Raw genomic sequence first — 15,857 nt, 5'->3', positions numbered from 1 at the left:
ATAAGTTATTTGCTGTGTCAGCATGCCGTGCCGATATAATGTTTTGTGATCCGCTTGAAAAGCTCTTTAAGTAAAATTTACGATGTAGCTAATAATTATTACTAAGCGGTTTGTTGTCTTTTAACTTACGTTTAATAATTGTTAATTATTAACTGCCTATTTACTGTATTCCTCTAATAGCATTTCTTAAATCATTATTTTTTACCAATTTTTTAGTTTCTATTTTTCATGGTGTTATAGCGTTTCTTTGTGTTTTTTATAAATTCACCATAAAAAGCAGTAAAAATTAATGATCAAGTATTAGGTAAATAGTTGAGTATTAATTTCATTAAAACGTCTGTGTTTAGTGTTTTTTTTGCACATTAACTGGTCAAAACTGCTGGTTTTTACATCGTTTTAACTTTTTAGCTTGTTTAATGATTCGTTTGGTTGTTTCCTAATCATATGCCACGTGATCCCTTGTACTCGAAATAGTAAAAGAGCGCGCTTAGACCATCTAAGCTAACCCAACAAAACTATGGATAGAACAATGAAAAAAAAATTATCTATTATTACTCTTGCCTTACTCCCTTGTTTAGCAGCTGCAAAAGTTCCTGATGTGGGTGTAAAGGAACCTATAGCCGCAAGCAGTGATTCAATAATTGTTAAATATAAAAACAATGCAACGAAAGAAATGCGTAAGCAGGCTCGTTTATTAGTTAAAGCCAAAATTACTGATATAAATAAAGATGAACTTGATGATAGTTATGCGTCTTTACTTTCAGGGCGTTTAGCTAAATTCAAAGTATCAGGAATGAGCACTAAAGACGCGATTGCTCTTTTAAAGTCTCATCAAGCTATTGAATATGTAGAGCCGGATTACCGAGTAAGTATTGCGAGCGCACCTAATGACCCTCGTTTTGATGAGCTTTGGGGCCTAAATAATGAAGGTCAGACCGGTGGTACGGCAGACGCTGATATTGATGCTGTAGAAGCGTGGACTATTTCTACTGGTAGTCGTGATGTAGTTGTTGGTGTAATCGATACAGGTATTGATTATAGCCATAGCGATTTAGCGAGCAATATGTGGGTAAATACCTCTGAAATCGCAGGCGATGGTATTGATAATGACGGTAATGGCTTTATCGATGATATTCATGGTATCAATGCGATTACCAATACTGGCGACCCTATGGATGATGAAGGTCACGGAACGCATGTGTCTGGAACTATAGGTGCGAGTGGTAATAACTCTGTGGGTGTAGTGGGTGTAAATCATGAAGTATCACTTGTTGGTTGTAAGTTTTTAGATGCAGCAGGTAATGGATCAACATCAGATGCAATCAAGTGTATTGATTACATGGTTGGCCTAAAAAACTCTGGTGTTAACATCCGCGTATTAAATAATAGTTGGGGTGGCGGTGGCTATAGCCAAGCGCTGGCTGATGCAATCGAATCAAGTGAAGCTGCGGAGCTACTGTTTGTAGCTGCAGCAGGTAACGACACTATTGATAACGATGTAAACCCACATTATCCATCAAACTACGAAAATGCGAGTGTTCTATCGGTTGCAAGTACTAACCAAACTGATGATATTTCGTGGTTCTCTCATTGGGGCTTAACCAGTGTTGATATGGGCGCACCAGGTACAGCTATTTTATCTACTACACCGGGTGAAAGTTATGCATCGTATTCTGGTACGTCAATGGCAACGCCGCATGTTGCTGGCGCAGCTGCGCTAGTTTTATCTATTAATCCAGAGTTATCTACTCAAGAACTTAAAGATTTATTAATGAGCTCGGGCGATGCTAATGCTGCACTGCAGGGGAAAACGGTAGCCGGTACGCGACTTAATGTTAACCAAGCACTTATTGATGCGGATCCAACTCCTGGTTTTAAAATATCAGCTAGCCCGCTTACCCAACAAATTATAGCTGGAGAGGCTACAAGCTATACATTTACAATTGGCTCAATTGCCGAGTGGGATGAGGAAGTAACGCTTGAATTATCAACAACATTAGGTGGTGCTTATTTATCATCGCTTACAGCGCGCCCTGGTGATGACGTGATACTAAATGTTGAAACCGATACTGATACTCAGTGGGGAGATTACGAGTTTACCGTAACGGCCACTGCGGGTGATATTGTTAAACAGCAATCGGTTGAATTAATGATACAACCATTAGGGTTAAATGACTTTACCTACAGCAGTACTGGTAGCGTAGCAATTCCAGATAATTCTCCACAGGGGATTAGCTCAGTAATTAATGTTTCTGATGATTTAACCGTATTTGGCACAACCGCCGATGTTGATATTACTCATACTTACTCTGGTGACTTAGTTGTAAAACTAATATCTGCACAAGGTACAGAGGTAACATTGCAAAGCAATGTTGGTGGTAGTAACGATGATATTGTTAAGAGCTTCACGTCTAGTGCATTCAATGGCGAAGTAGCAAATGGTGACTGGACTCTTCATGTAGAAGATACTGCAGCCGCTGATACAGGTACAATTAATGGCTGGTCACTTACGCTTAGCGCTATAGGCGAAGTAAGTGCACAACCGCCACGTGCAGGCTTTACTGTTGATACGCAAGGTTTAACAGCCTCGTTTGTAGATACAAGCAATGATGCCAATAACGACATTACACAATGGAGCTGGAGCTTTGGCGATGGCGCTACATCAACAGATTCAAGCCCTGTGCATGCATATGCGCAATCGGGTAGTTACGATGTAGAACTAACTGTTACTGACAGTGAAGGTAATACAGATACATTTACCCAAGCCGTTGTTGTAAGTGACGTGACCCTTGAACTGAACTTAAAACGCGCTAACAAAACACGCCTAGGTACGATGCGTGTAGAACTTAGCTGGGAAGAAGTGGGTGCAGAGTCATTAAGCGTTTACCGTAATGGTGAGTTAGTTGATACCACTGCAGATAACGGACGCTACCGTGATTACGTACGTGGAGCTACATTACCATCGTACGATTACCAATTATGTGTAACAGAAAATGTGTGTTCGAATATCATCACCGTTTCTTTTGAATAAATTTCACTACTCCTAAAGTAATTTAAGCCCAGCTTTGCTGGGCTTTTTTATGTTTTAAAAAATATAAACTATGCTTTTTTATACGGGTGAGTTTTAAGCCAGTGCTCGGCGATTTGCTCGCGCGTGGCAAACCAAACCTGCTCATGCGATCGGGCATATTCTAAAAACCGTGCTAGTGCTTTTATTCTTCCTGGGCGACCAATTAAGCGGCAATGCAAACCTATCGACATCATTTTTGGGGTGTTTTCACCTTCTGGATCGCCTTCCTCGTATAGCGTATCAAAGGCATCTTTTAAATAATTATAAAACTGATCCCCTGCATTAAAACCCTGCACTGCAGCAAAGCGCATGTCGTTTACATCAAGTGTGTAGGGCACTATTAACTGTGGCTTACCTTCTTTAATACTGTAAAAAGGTAGGTCGTCGCTGTAATCGTCGGCGTCATATAAAAATGTGCCATTCTCAACTACAAGGGCTGCGGTATTTGGGCTAGTTCGGCCGGTATACCAGCCTTTGGGCTTTTTACCTGTGAGCTTTTTAATTACATCAATGGCTTGTTGCATATGCTCGCGCTCGGTTTGTTTATCTATATTTTGATAATTAATCCAGCGCAGGCCATGGCTTGCAATTTCGTGGCCCGCTTCAACAAAGGCTTTAGCTATATCGGGGTGGCGCTCAAGGGCCATCGCCACTGCAAAAATGGTGACCGGTATATCGTATTTTTTAAATAAACGCAGTAGCCTCCACACGCCCGCGCGTGAGCCATATTCGTAAATAGACTCCATGCTTATATGGCGGTCTTCAACATGCGGGGCACTGACTATTTCTGATAAAAACGTTTCAGCGGCTGCATCACCATGCAGCACGCAGTTTTCGCCGCCTTCTTCGTAATTTAATACCACTTGCACGGCAATACGTGCTTTATTGGGCCAATTTGCATGAGGCGCATGTGGGCCATAACCAATTAAGTCTCGTGGGTAATCAGTTTTAATATGATCAGCCATATTATTTATCCTTATTTAACAAGGTTAACCAAAGTCCTAACGCTTCGCGCTCTGCGTCTGTCATTTTTGTCATATTAGCCAGTGGCATGTCTTTAGTTATTACGGCGCGAGTATGCACAAGTACTTGCGACTTTTTCACCTGTTCAATTGAGTCGAGTTTAAAGCCAAGTGGCGCTGTTTGAAAAAGCTCAGAGGTAGGTGTTTCGCTGTGGCACTGCGTACAGTGTTTGCTGATTATATCCCACGCTTGTGCGTCGGTAATACTTGCTTGTAAAGGCGCGTTTTCGCCTGCATTTGTTGTACTGCTGGGCCAAGGTGCTATTGCTAGCATAAGGGCAAAAAATGCTGCAATACCACTTATAAGTACTGAAGGTTTATTAACGCCTTGATGTTTTAAGTTAAAGTAATGGCGTATCCACATACCAATACCAAACAGCGCAATTAAAATAAGCCAGCCAAAGTTGTGGCTATACGTGTAAGGAAAGTGATTGCTAAGCATAATAAATACCACAGGTAACGTGGCGTAGTTATTATGAATAGAACACAGCTTTGCCTTTAAACCTGGCGCTGAATCGGGTATACGGCCGGCTTCTACTTCACTTACCATATAGCGTTGCCCTGGCATAATAATGTGATACACATTACCCACCATACACGTGCCAATAAGTGCACCTACATGAATATACACAGCGCGGTCGCTAAATAATTGATCAACCCCAAAAGTCCACAGAGCTAATAAACCAATAACCACAGCAATAAACATTTTGCCGTTTTCAACGAGCGGGGTTTTACACAATAAACGATAAACACCATAACCTAAGCCAATAAAGCCAAGTGATGCGCCAATAGCTACAAATTTACTTAGCTCACTTTTACTGTTATCAATTAAGTATACATCGGCGCCAACATAATAAAGTAAGCTAAATAGTAATATACCGGTGATCCACGTTGTGTAGGCTTCCCACTTAAACCAATGCAGGGTGTGAGGCATTTGTTCTGGCCCATTTTGATACTTAGCCACTTCGTAAAAGCCACCGCCATGCACGGCCCATAAATCGCCTTTTATGCCTTTATCTATTTTCCATTGCGGTGGTGTTTGTAGGTTGTTATCAAGCCATGCAAAATAAAATGAAGCGCCAATCCAGGCTATACCAGCAATAACATGAAAATAACGCAGTACTAAATGAGCAAGCTCAAATAAATAGTTTTCCATAACTGTTAAGCCTCTTCTAATACCTGTGAGCGGGTGTCTGAAAATTGATTGCTATCATCGCGCTTATACACACTTTTACCCATAATGTAGGTTTGCTCAACGCAGCGGTCGTCGCCTAACATCATCATTGCAAATAGTTTTTCATGCAGGGTTTTGGCATGTTGTATTCTAAATTTTAAAAACGAAGTTGCCGAACAATCCATTACAATAAAATCGGCTTCACAGCCGGTTTCAAAATTACCAATTGTCCCTTCTAAATCGAGCGCTCTAGCACCGCCGAGAGTTGCTAAATACAGCCCTTTAAATGCTGAAAACTTTTGGCCTTGTAACTGTTGAATTTTATAAGCTTCGTTACCTGTTTGCAGCATAGAAAAGCTTGTTCCTGCGCCTACATCGGTACCCATGCCTACGTTTATGCCGTGCTCTTCACAGGCTTTTAAATTTAAAAGTCCTGATCCTAAAAATAGGTTTGAGGTAGGGCAGTGCGATATAGCCGCATTGTTATCGGCAAGGCAGCAAAGTTCGCGCTCAGATAAATGAATGCTATGGGCAAATACCGAGCGTTTACGTACCATTTTAGCTTGCTCGTACACGCCTAAGTAATCTTCAGCTTCTGGAAATAGCCCCTTTACCCATTCGCACTCGTCTTTGTTTTCAGATAAGTGTGTATGCAGGTAGGTGTCTGGGTATTCTTCAAGTAACTGAGTGCATTTTTGAAGTTGTTCAGGGGTTGATGTGGGGGCAAAACGCGGTGTAACTGCGTAGCTTAATCTGTCAACATTGTGCCATTTTTCGATGAGGGCTTTAGATTCGTCATAACTTGTTTGCGCACAATCAGATAAGTCGTCAGGGCAGTTACGATCCATCATTACCTTACCGGCAATCATGCGTAAATTGCGTTTTTGTGATTCGTTAAAAAATGCATCCACCGACTGCGGGTGCACAGTGCCAAATACCAAAGCGGTGGTGGTGCCGTTTCTAAGTAGCTCGTCTAAAAAGCGATTAGAGATCTCTTTTGAATAATGCTCACAGGTAAACTTTTTTTCAGTTGGGAAGGCATATTCGGTGAGCCAGCTTAAAAGCTGCTCGCCATAAGCGCCTACCATTTCGGTTTGTGGCAAGTGTATGTGGGTGTCTATCATGCCGGGCATAACCAATTTGCCATCGTGGCGAATAATAGAGGCTGATTTATCTAAGCTTGGTAGTATGTCTTGCTCGTAACCAAGTTTAACTACTTTGCCGTTTTGAATAACCAACGCGCCTTTTTCAAAATAGCGATGGGCGTTGTCGCCTGCTATGGCAGGGTCGTCTACAAAATCGAGTATGTTGGCACAAATTACGGTCACTTTATTATTTTGCATACTCATTATTAGCTACCTCTATACGTTGAGTAGCCAAATGGGCTAAGCAATAACGGAATATGATGATGCTTTTTATCTTGTAATCTAAAGGTAATTTGCGCCTCTGGGTAAAACGCTGGGGTAGGTTGATTTTGATAATAACTATCTAAATCAAATATCAGTTTATAGGTTGCAAATTCTACGTCTGTATTTAGCCAGTCGGTAATACGCCCATCGCTATCGGTTGTGCCTTGGGTTAGTTGCACCCATTCGTTATTTGTAAGTTTAAATAGCTTAACAGCAACGTTTGCTGCTGGTTTTCCGGTGCTGGTATCGAGTATATGGGTGGTTATAGGGCTTTTTTTCATACTTTTATTCATAGTAGTGACTCCAATCTTATTTTTGTTATTTTGGCTTGTTCGCCCGCGGCAATATTTAGCTCTGTACTGCGGGTGTTGTGTATGCGCTGCTCTATGAGTTCAAGCATTTGTTCGGCCGTTTTACCGCTGGCACACACAATAAAAATAAAGCCAAACTTGTTCAGGTACTCTTTATTAAGGTCGACCATTTTGGTAAGTACGGCTTCGTTTGCTTTGCTCATACCTGATTGCTCATGCCCCGCTTTTTGTGCGGTAGCAGCGTATTTTTTGCTAAGGGTTGATAAGTCACCTATTTGCGGGTGGCCTTCAAAGGCAGCTAAATAGTCGCTCTCGGTTAGGTTATCCCATACGCTTTGAGCGCTCTGAAATAGGTGCTCTTTACTTTTAAATGGCATTGCTTTTACCATGCCCGCCACCCAGTTAGGGGCCGCGCAGCAATGCTCAAGAGCTTGTTTTGCTTGTGCATCATTTAGCGTATTTATTTGTAAGCTACTCATGCGTTTACTTCCTCCTGCGTGGTGCTAATTAAGGCATTTTTTAGTGTGCGCCATTGCAAGCCTTGGCGTTTTGGCGCTTGGGTTTGCATAGCCTGATAAAGGCCAATTAGCTGTCCACTAATCGAAATAGCCACTTCCATTGGTAATTTGCCCGTAATGTTTTTAAGCCCAACAGGGCAGGTCATTTGTTGTATTTGATCGGCTGTAAAATCGCGATGTGCTAGGCGTTGTTTAAAACGTTTTGCTTTAGTGTCAGAGCCAATAACGCCCAGCCAATTGGCATCAGCGCGTTTAATAATTGCTTGGGTGAGTGCAAAGTCGAGCTGGTGGTTATGGGTCAATATTAAGTAGTTGTTAGATTTAGGTGCACGCTTTACTTGTTCTGTTGGCTCTTCATCAACCACTTTTACTACGTTATTTGGAATAGCCTGTGGGAATACATCTGCGCGGCTATCTATCCAGCGTATGCGCATAGGCAGCTGTGCCAATATACCAATAAGCGCTTGTGCTACATGGCCTGCGCCATAAATGTCGAGGGTAAAGCGCTCGCATTGCATGCACTCAAGCATAACGGTGGCAGCTCCGCCGCAGCACTGGCCTAAATTTGCACCTAGGTTAAATTGCTCAATTACTTGGGCGGCTTCGCCTTTGGCAAGTAGTTCGCGGGCTTTTTCTATTACTACGTATTCAAGGTGGCCACCGCCAAGGGTGTCGTAAATATGCTCGCCGCTTATTACCATTTTTGAGCCTGTGCCGCGAGGGGTTGAGCCATTTGTGCCTAGTACCGTGGCAATTACATAATTAGTGCCGCTTTGTTCGTGCTCGTTTATAGCCTGCGCCCAGTTTTGAGTATGAAAACCCTGAAACGACTCATTTAAATTAGTCATGTTGATGCTCCTTAAACCAACTAGCGGTTTGCTCAATTGCACTCAATACTCGCTCTGGGGTTGCGGGTGTATCCAATGGGGCGGTGTATTTGTAATCGGCCACACTGCTTATGGCATTACGAATAGCACTCCACACACTAAAGGCCAGCATAAATGGCGGCTCGCCTACGGCTTTTGATCTAAACACGGTGGTTTCTGGATTTGCTGAGTTATATAAATTGACGTTAAATTCGGCCGGTGTATCGCCAATGGCTGGTATTTTGTAGTTGGCTGGGCCAAAGCTTGCAAGCTGGCCTTTATCATTCCATTGTAAATCTTCGGTTGTTAGCCAGCCCATGCCTTGTACAAAGGCGCCTTCAATTTGCCCTATATCAAGTGCTGGATTAATTGAACTGCCTACATCGTGGAGTATATCAACGCGGGTTACCGTGTTTTCGCCGGTTAGGGTATCTACTTCTACTTCACTCAGTGCTACGCCGTGGGCGTAGTAAAAAAATGGGCGGCCTTCGCCTTTTGCTCTATCGTAATGAATTTTAGGGGTGGCGTAATAACCCGTTGATGAAAGCGATATACGGTTCATATAAGCAAGGTTTGCAAGCTCACTAAAGCTGATTTCACCTTTATTAAAGGTGATCAAGTTATCTTTAAATTTTATGCTTTTACTATCTGCCTCAAAGTGTTCGGTAATAAATTTTATTAAGCGCTCTTTTATTGTGTTTACTGCATTTAGCGCCGCCATACCGTTTAAGTCGGTACCGCTTGAGGCCGCTGTTGGTGAAGTGTTTGGTACTTTGTCGGTACGCGTAGCGCTAATACTTACCGCGTCAAAATCAACGCCAAACCCATGGGCTACAATTTGTGCTATTTTGGTGTTGAGCCCTTGGCCCATTTCGGTGCCACCATGGTTTAAATGTATAGAGCCATCGCTATAAACATGCACCAGCGCGCCAGCTTGGTTTAAGTGTTGTACAGTAAACGAAATACCGTACTTAACTGGCGTCATTGCAAGGCCTTTTTTTATAATAGGCGATGTGGCATTAAAGGCTTTAATAGCCTCTTTACGTTCCCAGTAGTCACCCGATTTCTCAAGCTGGCTTATCATATCTATTAAAATATGTTGCTCCACGGTTTGATGGTACGGCGTGGTGTCGCGGCCTTTCTTGTATAAATTAAGTTTTCGGATTTCAAGCGGATCTTTACCTAATTTGGCTGCTATATCGTCCATTATTAGCTCGCCCATAATCATTCCTTGCGGGCCACCAAATCCTCTAAATGCGGTATGGCTTACGGTATTTACTTTACAGCGATTACCCTTAATTGTGGCGGCTGGGTAGTAGTAGGCGTTGTCGGCATGAAACATGGCGCGATCTACAATTGCATCCGATAAATCAGGCGAGTAGCCACAAAATCCGTTTACGGTAATGTCGGCACCTTCTATTAAACCATTTTCGTCAAAACCAACATGGTATTGATTATAAAAAGGGTGGCGTTTACCGGTTAATTTAAAATCGTCGCTGCGGGCTAGGCGCATTTTTACTGCGCAGCCAAGGTGGTAAACCGCAAGGGCTGCAAGGCATGCCCATGGTGAGCCTTGGGTTTCTTTGCCACCAAAAGCACCGCCCATACGGCGGGTTTCTACGTTTACAAAGCTAAATGGCTTTTTTAAAATTTTAGCAACTAAGTGTTGAACCTCTGTTGGGTGTTGCGTAGAGCACTGAACATGAATGCCCCCGTCGTTATCAGGTTGCGCCAGCGCTATTTGGCCTTCTAAATAAAAGTGTTCTTGCCCGCCTATGTTTATTTCGCCTTTAAGCTGGTGGGCTGCGTTATTAATGGCTTGTTCGCTGTTACCACGGTTAAGTGAATGGGGCGGCCTCACCCAGTGCTCTTTGCTAATGGCTTCTTTAATATCAAGTATGGGCGTAGTTTGCTCGCACTCTATAACCACCAAACGTGCAGCGCGGCGCGCTATTTCATAGGTGTCGGCAACTACTACCAGCACAGGTTGTCCGTGGTATTGAATTTCATGACTGGTCAGCAGTACATCACCTGGAAATACCGGGCCAATATCTAATTTACCCGGAACATCTTCGGCCGATAAAATACGTTTAACGCCTTCAACTGCCAGTGCGAGACTTGTATCAATTGATTTAATAAAGCCGCTTGTAACAGGGGCGAGCACTGGGTAGGCATGCAGGCAGCCGTAAGGCTCAGGGTTATCGTCGGCAAAATTTGCACTGCCACAAACTTGTTTAATAGCGCTTTCGTGATATTTAGATTGCCCAACGCTACCACCTTGGGCTTTTAGTTTATCCATTTCAAAGTGACGCATGTGAGATCCTCGTAATGGCAATGTTGTTATTGTTGCGTGCTTGCGGCTCACAAAACTCAATACCAATGCGTTGTAATAAGTTTTTGCTTACCGTAATGCGATAATGCGCACTGCTTCTTACATCGCTCATGGGCGTAAAGTCATCGTTAATAGCCGTTGCTGCGTCTATAAAACTACTTACTTGTAATGATTGAGATACCAGCTTTTGCTCAATATGCTGCGCGCGCTTAGGAATAGCTGCCATACCGCCCATAGCGCAGCGGGCTTGAGTAATCATGTTTTGTGAATGCTCTATAGCAAGCACCAAACACACGGTAGATATATCGTCTTCAAAGCGTTTTGATATTTTATGACAGGCCAGTTTTAGCGACTCTGGGCGCTTTGGGATGGTGAACTTACTAATTACTTCATCGCTTTTAAGAACTGTTTTTTTGTAATCAATAAAGTAGTCGGCAACTTTAATAGTGCGCGAACCAGCGCTGCTTAATAAATCCATTGATGCATTAAGAGCGATTAAAAGGGGAGCTGGATCGCCAATCGGAGAGGCATTCCCTATGCTGCCACCTAGTGTGCCGCTGTTACGTACTTGGCTTGATCCTAAGCGTTCAAATAGCTCTTTTGACTCTGGGTAATGGTTATAAAATGCCTCAACAAATTGGCTATAAGGTAGCGCTGCACCTATGTGTAACTCACCGTTATTATCTGCCAAGGTGCAAAGATCCTTTACTTGGCTAAGGGAGATAATTACATCCGGTAAGAGCATGTTTTGGCTAAGCTCAATGGCAAAGTCGGTGCCACCAGCAACTAAATGTGCATAAGGATAAAGCGCTTTTAGCTCAACAAGTTGTTGGGCAGTTTGTGGTAAGTAAAATTTGCGAGGACCATTTTTTAAAAATGGAATATCGTTATCATATTGCGTATTAAGTGATGCTTTAAATTGGGCGGCCATTGCTGAGTACGGTTCAGCTTTACGTTCATAGCTATAGGCTTTTTCGGCTGCAAGTAATATTGGGCTATAACCTGTACAACGGCATAAGTTACCACCAAGTGAATGAATAACCGCTTTTTTACCAGGGTACGTTGGTTCATTAATATAAAGAGCCAACAAGCTCATTATTATACCCGGCGTACAAAAACCACATTGCGAACCATGACACTCCACCAGTGCACGTTGTACGGGGTGTAAATCGGTTAAGTTTGGGTATAAGCCAGTAGTCACAGCCTCTACCGTTACTATATGTTTTGCATGCGCATTACCTAATAACAATAAACAGCTGTTCATTGTTTTGTATTGCCAACTAGTTTGCCCGTTTGCATTTATACGTTCTTCACCCACTAAAATTGTGCACGCGCCACAGTCGCCAGTTGCACACCCTTCTTTGGTGCCCACTTTCCCTTTTTTGGTGCGTAGCCAGTCCAAAATGGTGAGACTTGGCGAACATTCTTGTACTTCAATTGGCGTGTTATTTAATAAAAATTGAATCACACAGACCCCCTTAATTTTTATAAAGCCTTGATACATAAAGGCTTGGCGTATGTTTTTTCTTGTTGTTTGCGCACGGGTAACAAAAATACTTTTTAATATTAGTAAGTTTATTGCAGTTACTATGCCATTGTTGACCGCTTGGTCAGTTAATGGTTTTGGGCGGCTAAATTATCGAGGCATAGGTAATAACGGCGTAGCCTTAAAAAATAAAGCACGGTAAAGTGAATGCTTTTACTATTTAAATCTAAAGGGGAAAATAGGGCTGGTAAAAGCACATTAATGAAAATGCTTTATGGTGTGGTTAAACCTGACCAAGGGGACATGTTTTTTAATGGCCGTATAATACCAATAAGCAACGAAAAATTAGGAGAACACTCACTCTAATTACCAACACAATAAACTGTTACTTTTTGTTTATAAATTAATTGTCGGATGGCATGGCTTCGCCATTTATCCGACCTACGTCAACAATAAAATTAGGGTAGATGTCAGCGTTATTTTTTATGTGATTCTGCAAGTTGGATAGGTATTAGCCTATTAATCTTTGAGTCAATTTTTGTAGGCTATCTCGCTTACTTTGAGTGTATAAATAGCGCTAGCTTAATTTATGGGCCTACTTATAAACAACGTGTAAAAAATACCTACTTTTAAAATAATTACCTTCTCAAATATTACCTTTCATAAAACCTAACCTCAAACTGCATTCAGTGTGAATTACAGCGTTGTTTTTAAATGTATTTTTCAAAGTTAATTCAACTTTTAAGGGATGTTTTTTGGCACGTAAGTTGAAACAACTCCTTATAAATTTTAAAAAGGAATTACAATGACTGCTGAATACTTTATGGTACTAGGATTACTCGGTGTCGCATTTTTTGCTGTTGCAGGGGCATTGCTTGGGTATGAAAAAAACATTAGTGGCTTTGGCGTAGTAGTGGTTGCAACCGTTACAGCACTAGGGGGCGGTACCCTTAGAGATATACTTTTAAACAAACCGGTATTTTGGATTGCTACCCCGGAGTATTTGTATTCGACCTACGGGGCCGTTATAGCAACAATTGCATTTATTCGATACTTACCGCGCGTTAATAATTACTACTTTTTATTGGTAGACGCTGTTGGTATGGCGTTATTTAATATTATGGGGATAGAAAAAGCACTCATTAATGGCTCTGGCATGGTGGTCGCAATTACCATGGGTATCACTACAGGTATATTTGGTGGTTTAATACGTGACGTAATTTGCCGTGAGGTACCAACTGTTATGCGCAGCGAACCATACGCCTCTGCGTGTTTAGCGGGTGGTGCAGTTTATGCTGCTTTATTTAGCCTTAATGTAGATTACATTTGGTGTATTTTAGGCTCATTTTTCACGACTATTTTTTTAAGATTAGGCTCTTTGCATTGGGGTTGGCATTTAACTATTTTCAGAAAAAAAGACTTCAGAGATCAAAGCGACTAATTTTAGCTACGAGTAGCCCGCGTTTGCATGTGGTACTCGTAATTATCCTCACCCGCTATAGTAAAACCCAGCCGCTTATAAAGTTCTAATGCTGGGTTGTTTTTAAGTACTGTGAGTTTAATCGGTTTTGACTGCGCACTTGTAATAACTTGTTCAATAACCGCTTTCCCATACCCTTTATTTTGATGCAGTGGATGTATTTGTAATTGCATTATTTCAACGTATTGAGCGTGCGTTTAGTATTTTAAAGTACCAATTGGTACCTCATTTATAACTATAAGATGAGAGCAGTCATATTGATTATCAAGCCTTAAAACATGCTGTTACGCAGTTATACCAATCCGCAATAATACTTAATCATTTTGCGGGGCTAAACGTGTCGCTACCTGCGTTAAAAAATGCTCATTTAGAACAACTAAATAGCGAATTTTTTGCCTAGCTATCAACACGTTTTTCCAGCCTCAAAATAGATTACTTAATTAAGCGAATTGGTATTAAAAATAACCCGGCATTTTCTAAGTGTTCAACCATAGTCAGTTTTCTGAGGCTTAATAAGTAGTCTCGGTCTGAATATATGCCTTTATGAATTTAAAAACAATGATACTCCCTTATAACAGCGCTAATGTTTATATTTTTAGAGCTGAAGTACTTGAGTTTGTACTAAACTCAAGTACGCAGCAATAAATGTGCAAGCCAAACTAACAAAGGCAATACTACCAATACCCAAGTGCTTTCCACCAAAGCCCGCCAATAATTCCCCATACACTTAAATTAATAACGCTCATTATAAGGCCCATTACCCACCAGTCTTTTAATGATACATAGCCTGAGCCAAACACTATGGGAGATGTGCCTGTCGCGTAATGCGTTAACGACATCATGAGTGATGAAGCGCCAGCTAACAGTAAACCTAAAAATAAAGGCGGTGCGCCAAGCGCCAAACCTGCGGCGTAAAATGCGGCAAACATAGCAGTAATATGTGCTGTGGTACTAGCAAAAAAGTAATGAGCGTAAAAATACACAGCTACCAATATAATGGCCGATACAATCCAGTCAAAGCCCAGTTGCGCAATGTTGCTCTCAACAAGTGTTGAAAACCACGTTACCAAACCTAGTTTATTTAAAAAAGTGGCCATCATTACTAATGCTGAAAACCAAACAACGGTATCCCACGCAGACTTTTCTTTAAGTACATCGTCCCAGCTTAATACACCAGTCACTAATAAAACCGACAAACCTAAAAAAGCCACTGCTGTGGTATTAACCGCGTAGTCAGCCCCTAAAATCATTGCAGGTACGCCGGCCCATAAAACAAGCAGCATAGCAAAAACACCCACCATTATTTTTTCGCCATAACTCATTGGGCCCATTTCAGTTAATTTAGATTCTGCGTAGGTTTTAGCGTCGGGCGTACTTTTAACTTCAGGTGGGTAAATGGCATAAACAACCAAAGGCACAAGGGCAATACATAGCAAACCAGGAACAAGCGCTGCGAGCGCCCACGTACCCCAAGTAATACTAATATTTGCACCGGTAGCATCAGCAATCAGCTTTACAATTAGCGGGTTTGGCGCAGTTGCCGTAATAAACATAGCTGATGTAATAGGGTTTATATGGTAGCTCACTAAAGCAAGGTAGTGCCCAATTTTACGAGATGTGCCTTCCTCAGGGGACGAGCCAAAGCTTGTTGCTATCGACTTCATTATTGGGTGAATAATAGCGCCGCCTCGCGCGGTATTACTTGGCGTTACAGGCGCTATAACAAGTTCAGAAAGTGCGAGTGCGTAACCAATACCAATTGTTTTTTTACCAAAAAGAGAAATAAAATTATAGCCAATGCGATTTCCCAAACCAGTTTTAGCTAAACCCCGAGATATAATAATAGCAATACCAATCAACCAAATTAATGAATTAGAAAAGCCACTTAATGCATCTTTAATAGCGCCAGAAGGACTGTCATTAGTTACGCCCGTTAACGCAACAGAGGTAATAGCCAAAATAGCAATGGCGCCAATCGGCATTGCTTTACCAATAATGGCAACTACAGTACCAACAAATAAAGCCAACAAATGCCATGCGTTTTCGGTAACACCCTGCGGAGGCGGTACAGCAAACCAAAGTAATAAAACAATGGCTATAGAAATCAGTCCAGAGGTAACCCGAATATCAGTACCCTTCATTAAAAATGTCCCTAGGTTTTAGAAATGCATGCATTCTGTGTATTGAAA

12 protein-coding genes and 1 pseudogene are annotated in these 15,857 nt (G+C 41.8%); 3 read left to right on the top strand and 10 right to left on the bottom strand.

Going from position 1 to position 15,857, the window contains the following annotated elements:
• The first annotated feature begins 529 nt into the window (after positions 1 to 529).
• Entirely contained in the window at positions 530 to 3,031 is a 2,502-nt protein-coding gene (locus GQR54_RS09795; protein ID WP_166377472.1) for a S8 family serine peptidase, read from the top strand.
• A 68-nt stretch (positions 3,032 to 3,099) separates the two neighbouring features.
• Here the strand turns inward: GQR54_RS09795 and puuE are convergent, their stop codons facing one another.
• The 8 genes from puuE to xdhA are packed head-to-tail and all read right to left on the bottom strand — an operon-like array spanning position 3,100 to position 12,170.
• A complete protein-coding gene (gene puuE / locus GQR54_RS09790) occupies positions 3,100 to 4,035 on the bottom strand; it encodes an allantoinase PuuE (RefSeq protein ID WP_166377471.1) in 936 nt (311 codons plus the stop codon).
• Between the two features lies 1 nt (position 4,036).
• Positions 4,037 to 5,248, bottom strand: coding sequence for a urate hydroxylase PuuD (locus tag GQR54_RS09785; protein ID WP_166377470.1), 1,212 nt, complete (start codon positions 5,246 to 5,248; stop codon positions 4,037 to 4,039).
• A 5-nt stretch (positions 5,249 to 5,253) separates the two neighbouring features.
• A complete protein-coding gene (gene guaD, locus GQR54_RS09780) occupies positions 5,254 to 6,618 on the bottom strand; it encodes a guanine deaminase (protein ID WP_346766082.1) in 1,365 nt (454 codons plus the stop codon).
• Positions 6,618 to 6,968: a hydroxyisourate hydrolase gene (gene uraH, locus GQR54_RS09775; protein ID WP_166377469.1), complete on the bottom strand. Its 351-nt coding sequence runs from the start codon at positions 6,966 to 6,968 to the stop codon at positions 6,618 to 6,620. Before uraH ends, guaD begins: the two co-directional genes overlap by 1 nt.
• On the bottom strand, positions 6,965 to 7,465 hold the full coding sequence (uraD, locus tag GQR54_RS09770; protein ID WP_166377468.1) for a 2-oxo-4-hydroxy-4-carboxy-5-ureidoimidazoline decarboxylase: 501 nt from the start codon (positions 7,463 to 7,465) through the stop codon (positions 6,965 to 6,967). Before uraD ends, uraH begins: the two co-directional genes overlap by 4 nt.
• Positions 7,462 to 8,352 (bottom strand): xanthine dehydrogenase accessory protein XdhC, encoded by an 891-nt coding sequence (gene xdhC, locus GQR54_RS09765; RefSeq protein ID WP_166377467.1) that lies wholly within the window; start codon positions 8,350 to 8,352, stop codon positions 7,462 to 7,464. Before xdhC ends, uraD begins: the two co-directional genes overlap by 4 nt.
• The gene (xdhB, locus tag GQR54_RS09760) at positions 8,345 to 10,684 is read right to left on the bottom strand and encodes a xanthine dehydrogenase molybdopterin binding subunit (RefSeq protein ID WP_166377466.1); all 2,340 of its coding nucleotides are present in this window, start codon (positions 10,682 to 10,684) and stop codon (positions 8,345 to 8,347) included. Before xdhB ends, xdhC begins: the two co-directional genes overlap by 8 nt.
• Complete coding sequence (gene xdhA, locus GQR54_RS09755) at positions 10,671 to 12,170, bottom strand: xanthine dehydrogenase small subunit (RefSeq protein ID WP_166377465.1); 1,500 nt, start codon at positions 12,168 to 12,170, stop codon at positions 10,671 to 10,673. Before xdhA ends, xdhB begins: the two co-directional genes overlap by 14 nt.
• A gap of 225 nt (positions 12,171 to 12,395) precedes the next feature.
• On the opposite strand from xdhA, the gene GQR54_RS19765 reads away from it, so the two are divergent.
• Both GQR54_RS19765 and GQR54_RS09745 read left to right on the top strand, forming a co-directional pair.
• Positions 12,396 to 12,554, top strand: a complete 159-nt coding sequence (locus GQR54_RS19765; RefSeq protein ID WP_166377464.1) for an ATP-binding cassette domain-containing protein — start codon at positions 12,396 to 12,398, stop codon at positions 12,552 to 12,554.
• 439 nt (positions 12,555 to 12,993) lie between these two features.
• Positions 12,994 to 13,629 (top strand): trimeric intracellular cation channel family protein, encoded by a 636-nt coding sequence (locus tag GQR54_RS09745; protein WP_004334621.1) that lies wholly within the window; start codon positions 12,994 to 12,996, stop codon positions 13,627 to 13,629.
• 2 nt (positions 13,630 to 13,631) lie between these two features.
• Here the strand turns inward: GQR54_RS09745 and GQR54_RS19600 are convergent.
• Positions 13,632 to 13,850: pseudogene (locus GQR54_RS19600) on the bottom strand (GNAT family N-acetyltransferase); the annotation flags it as partial.
• Between the two features lie 492 nt (positions 13,851 to 14,342).
• The gene (locus tag GQR54_RS09730; protein WP_166377462.1) at positions 14,343 to 15,809 is read right to left on the bottom strand and encodes a DASS family sodium-coupled anion symporter; all 1,467 of its coding nucleotides are present in this window, start codon (positions 15,807 to 15,809) and stop codon (positions 14,343 to 14,345) included.
• Between the last annotated feature and the right edge of the window lie 48 nt (positions 15,810 to 15,857).

The sequence above is a fragment of the Pseudoalteromonas sp. Z9A4 genome (assembly GCF_011378845.1).
In the GTDB taxonomy this organism is placed as follows: domain Bacteria; phylum Pseudomonadota; class Gammaproteobacteria; order Enterobacterales; family Alteromonadaceae; genus Pseudoalteromonas; species Pseudoalteromonas arctica.
Note: the sequence above shows the minus strand (reverse complement) of the source record. Positions and strands in the feature narration are given on the sequence as shown.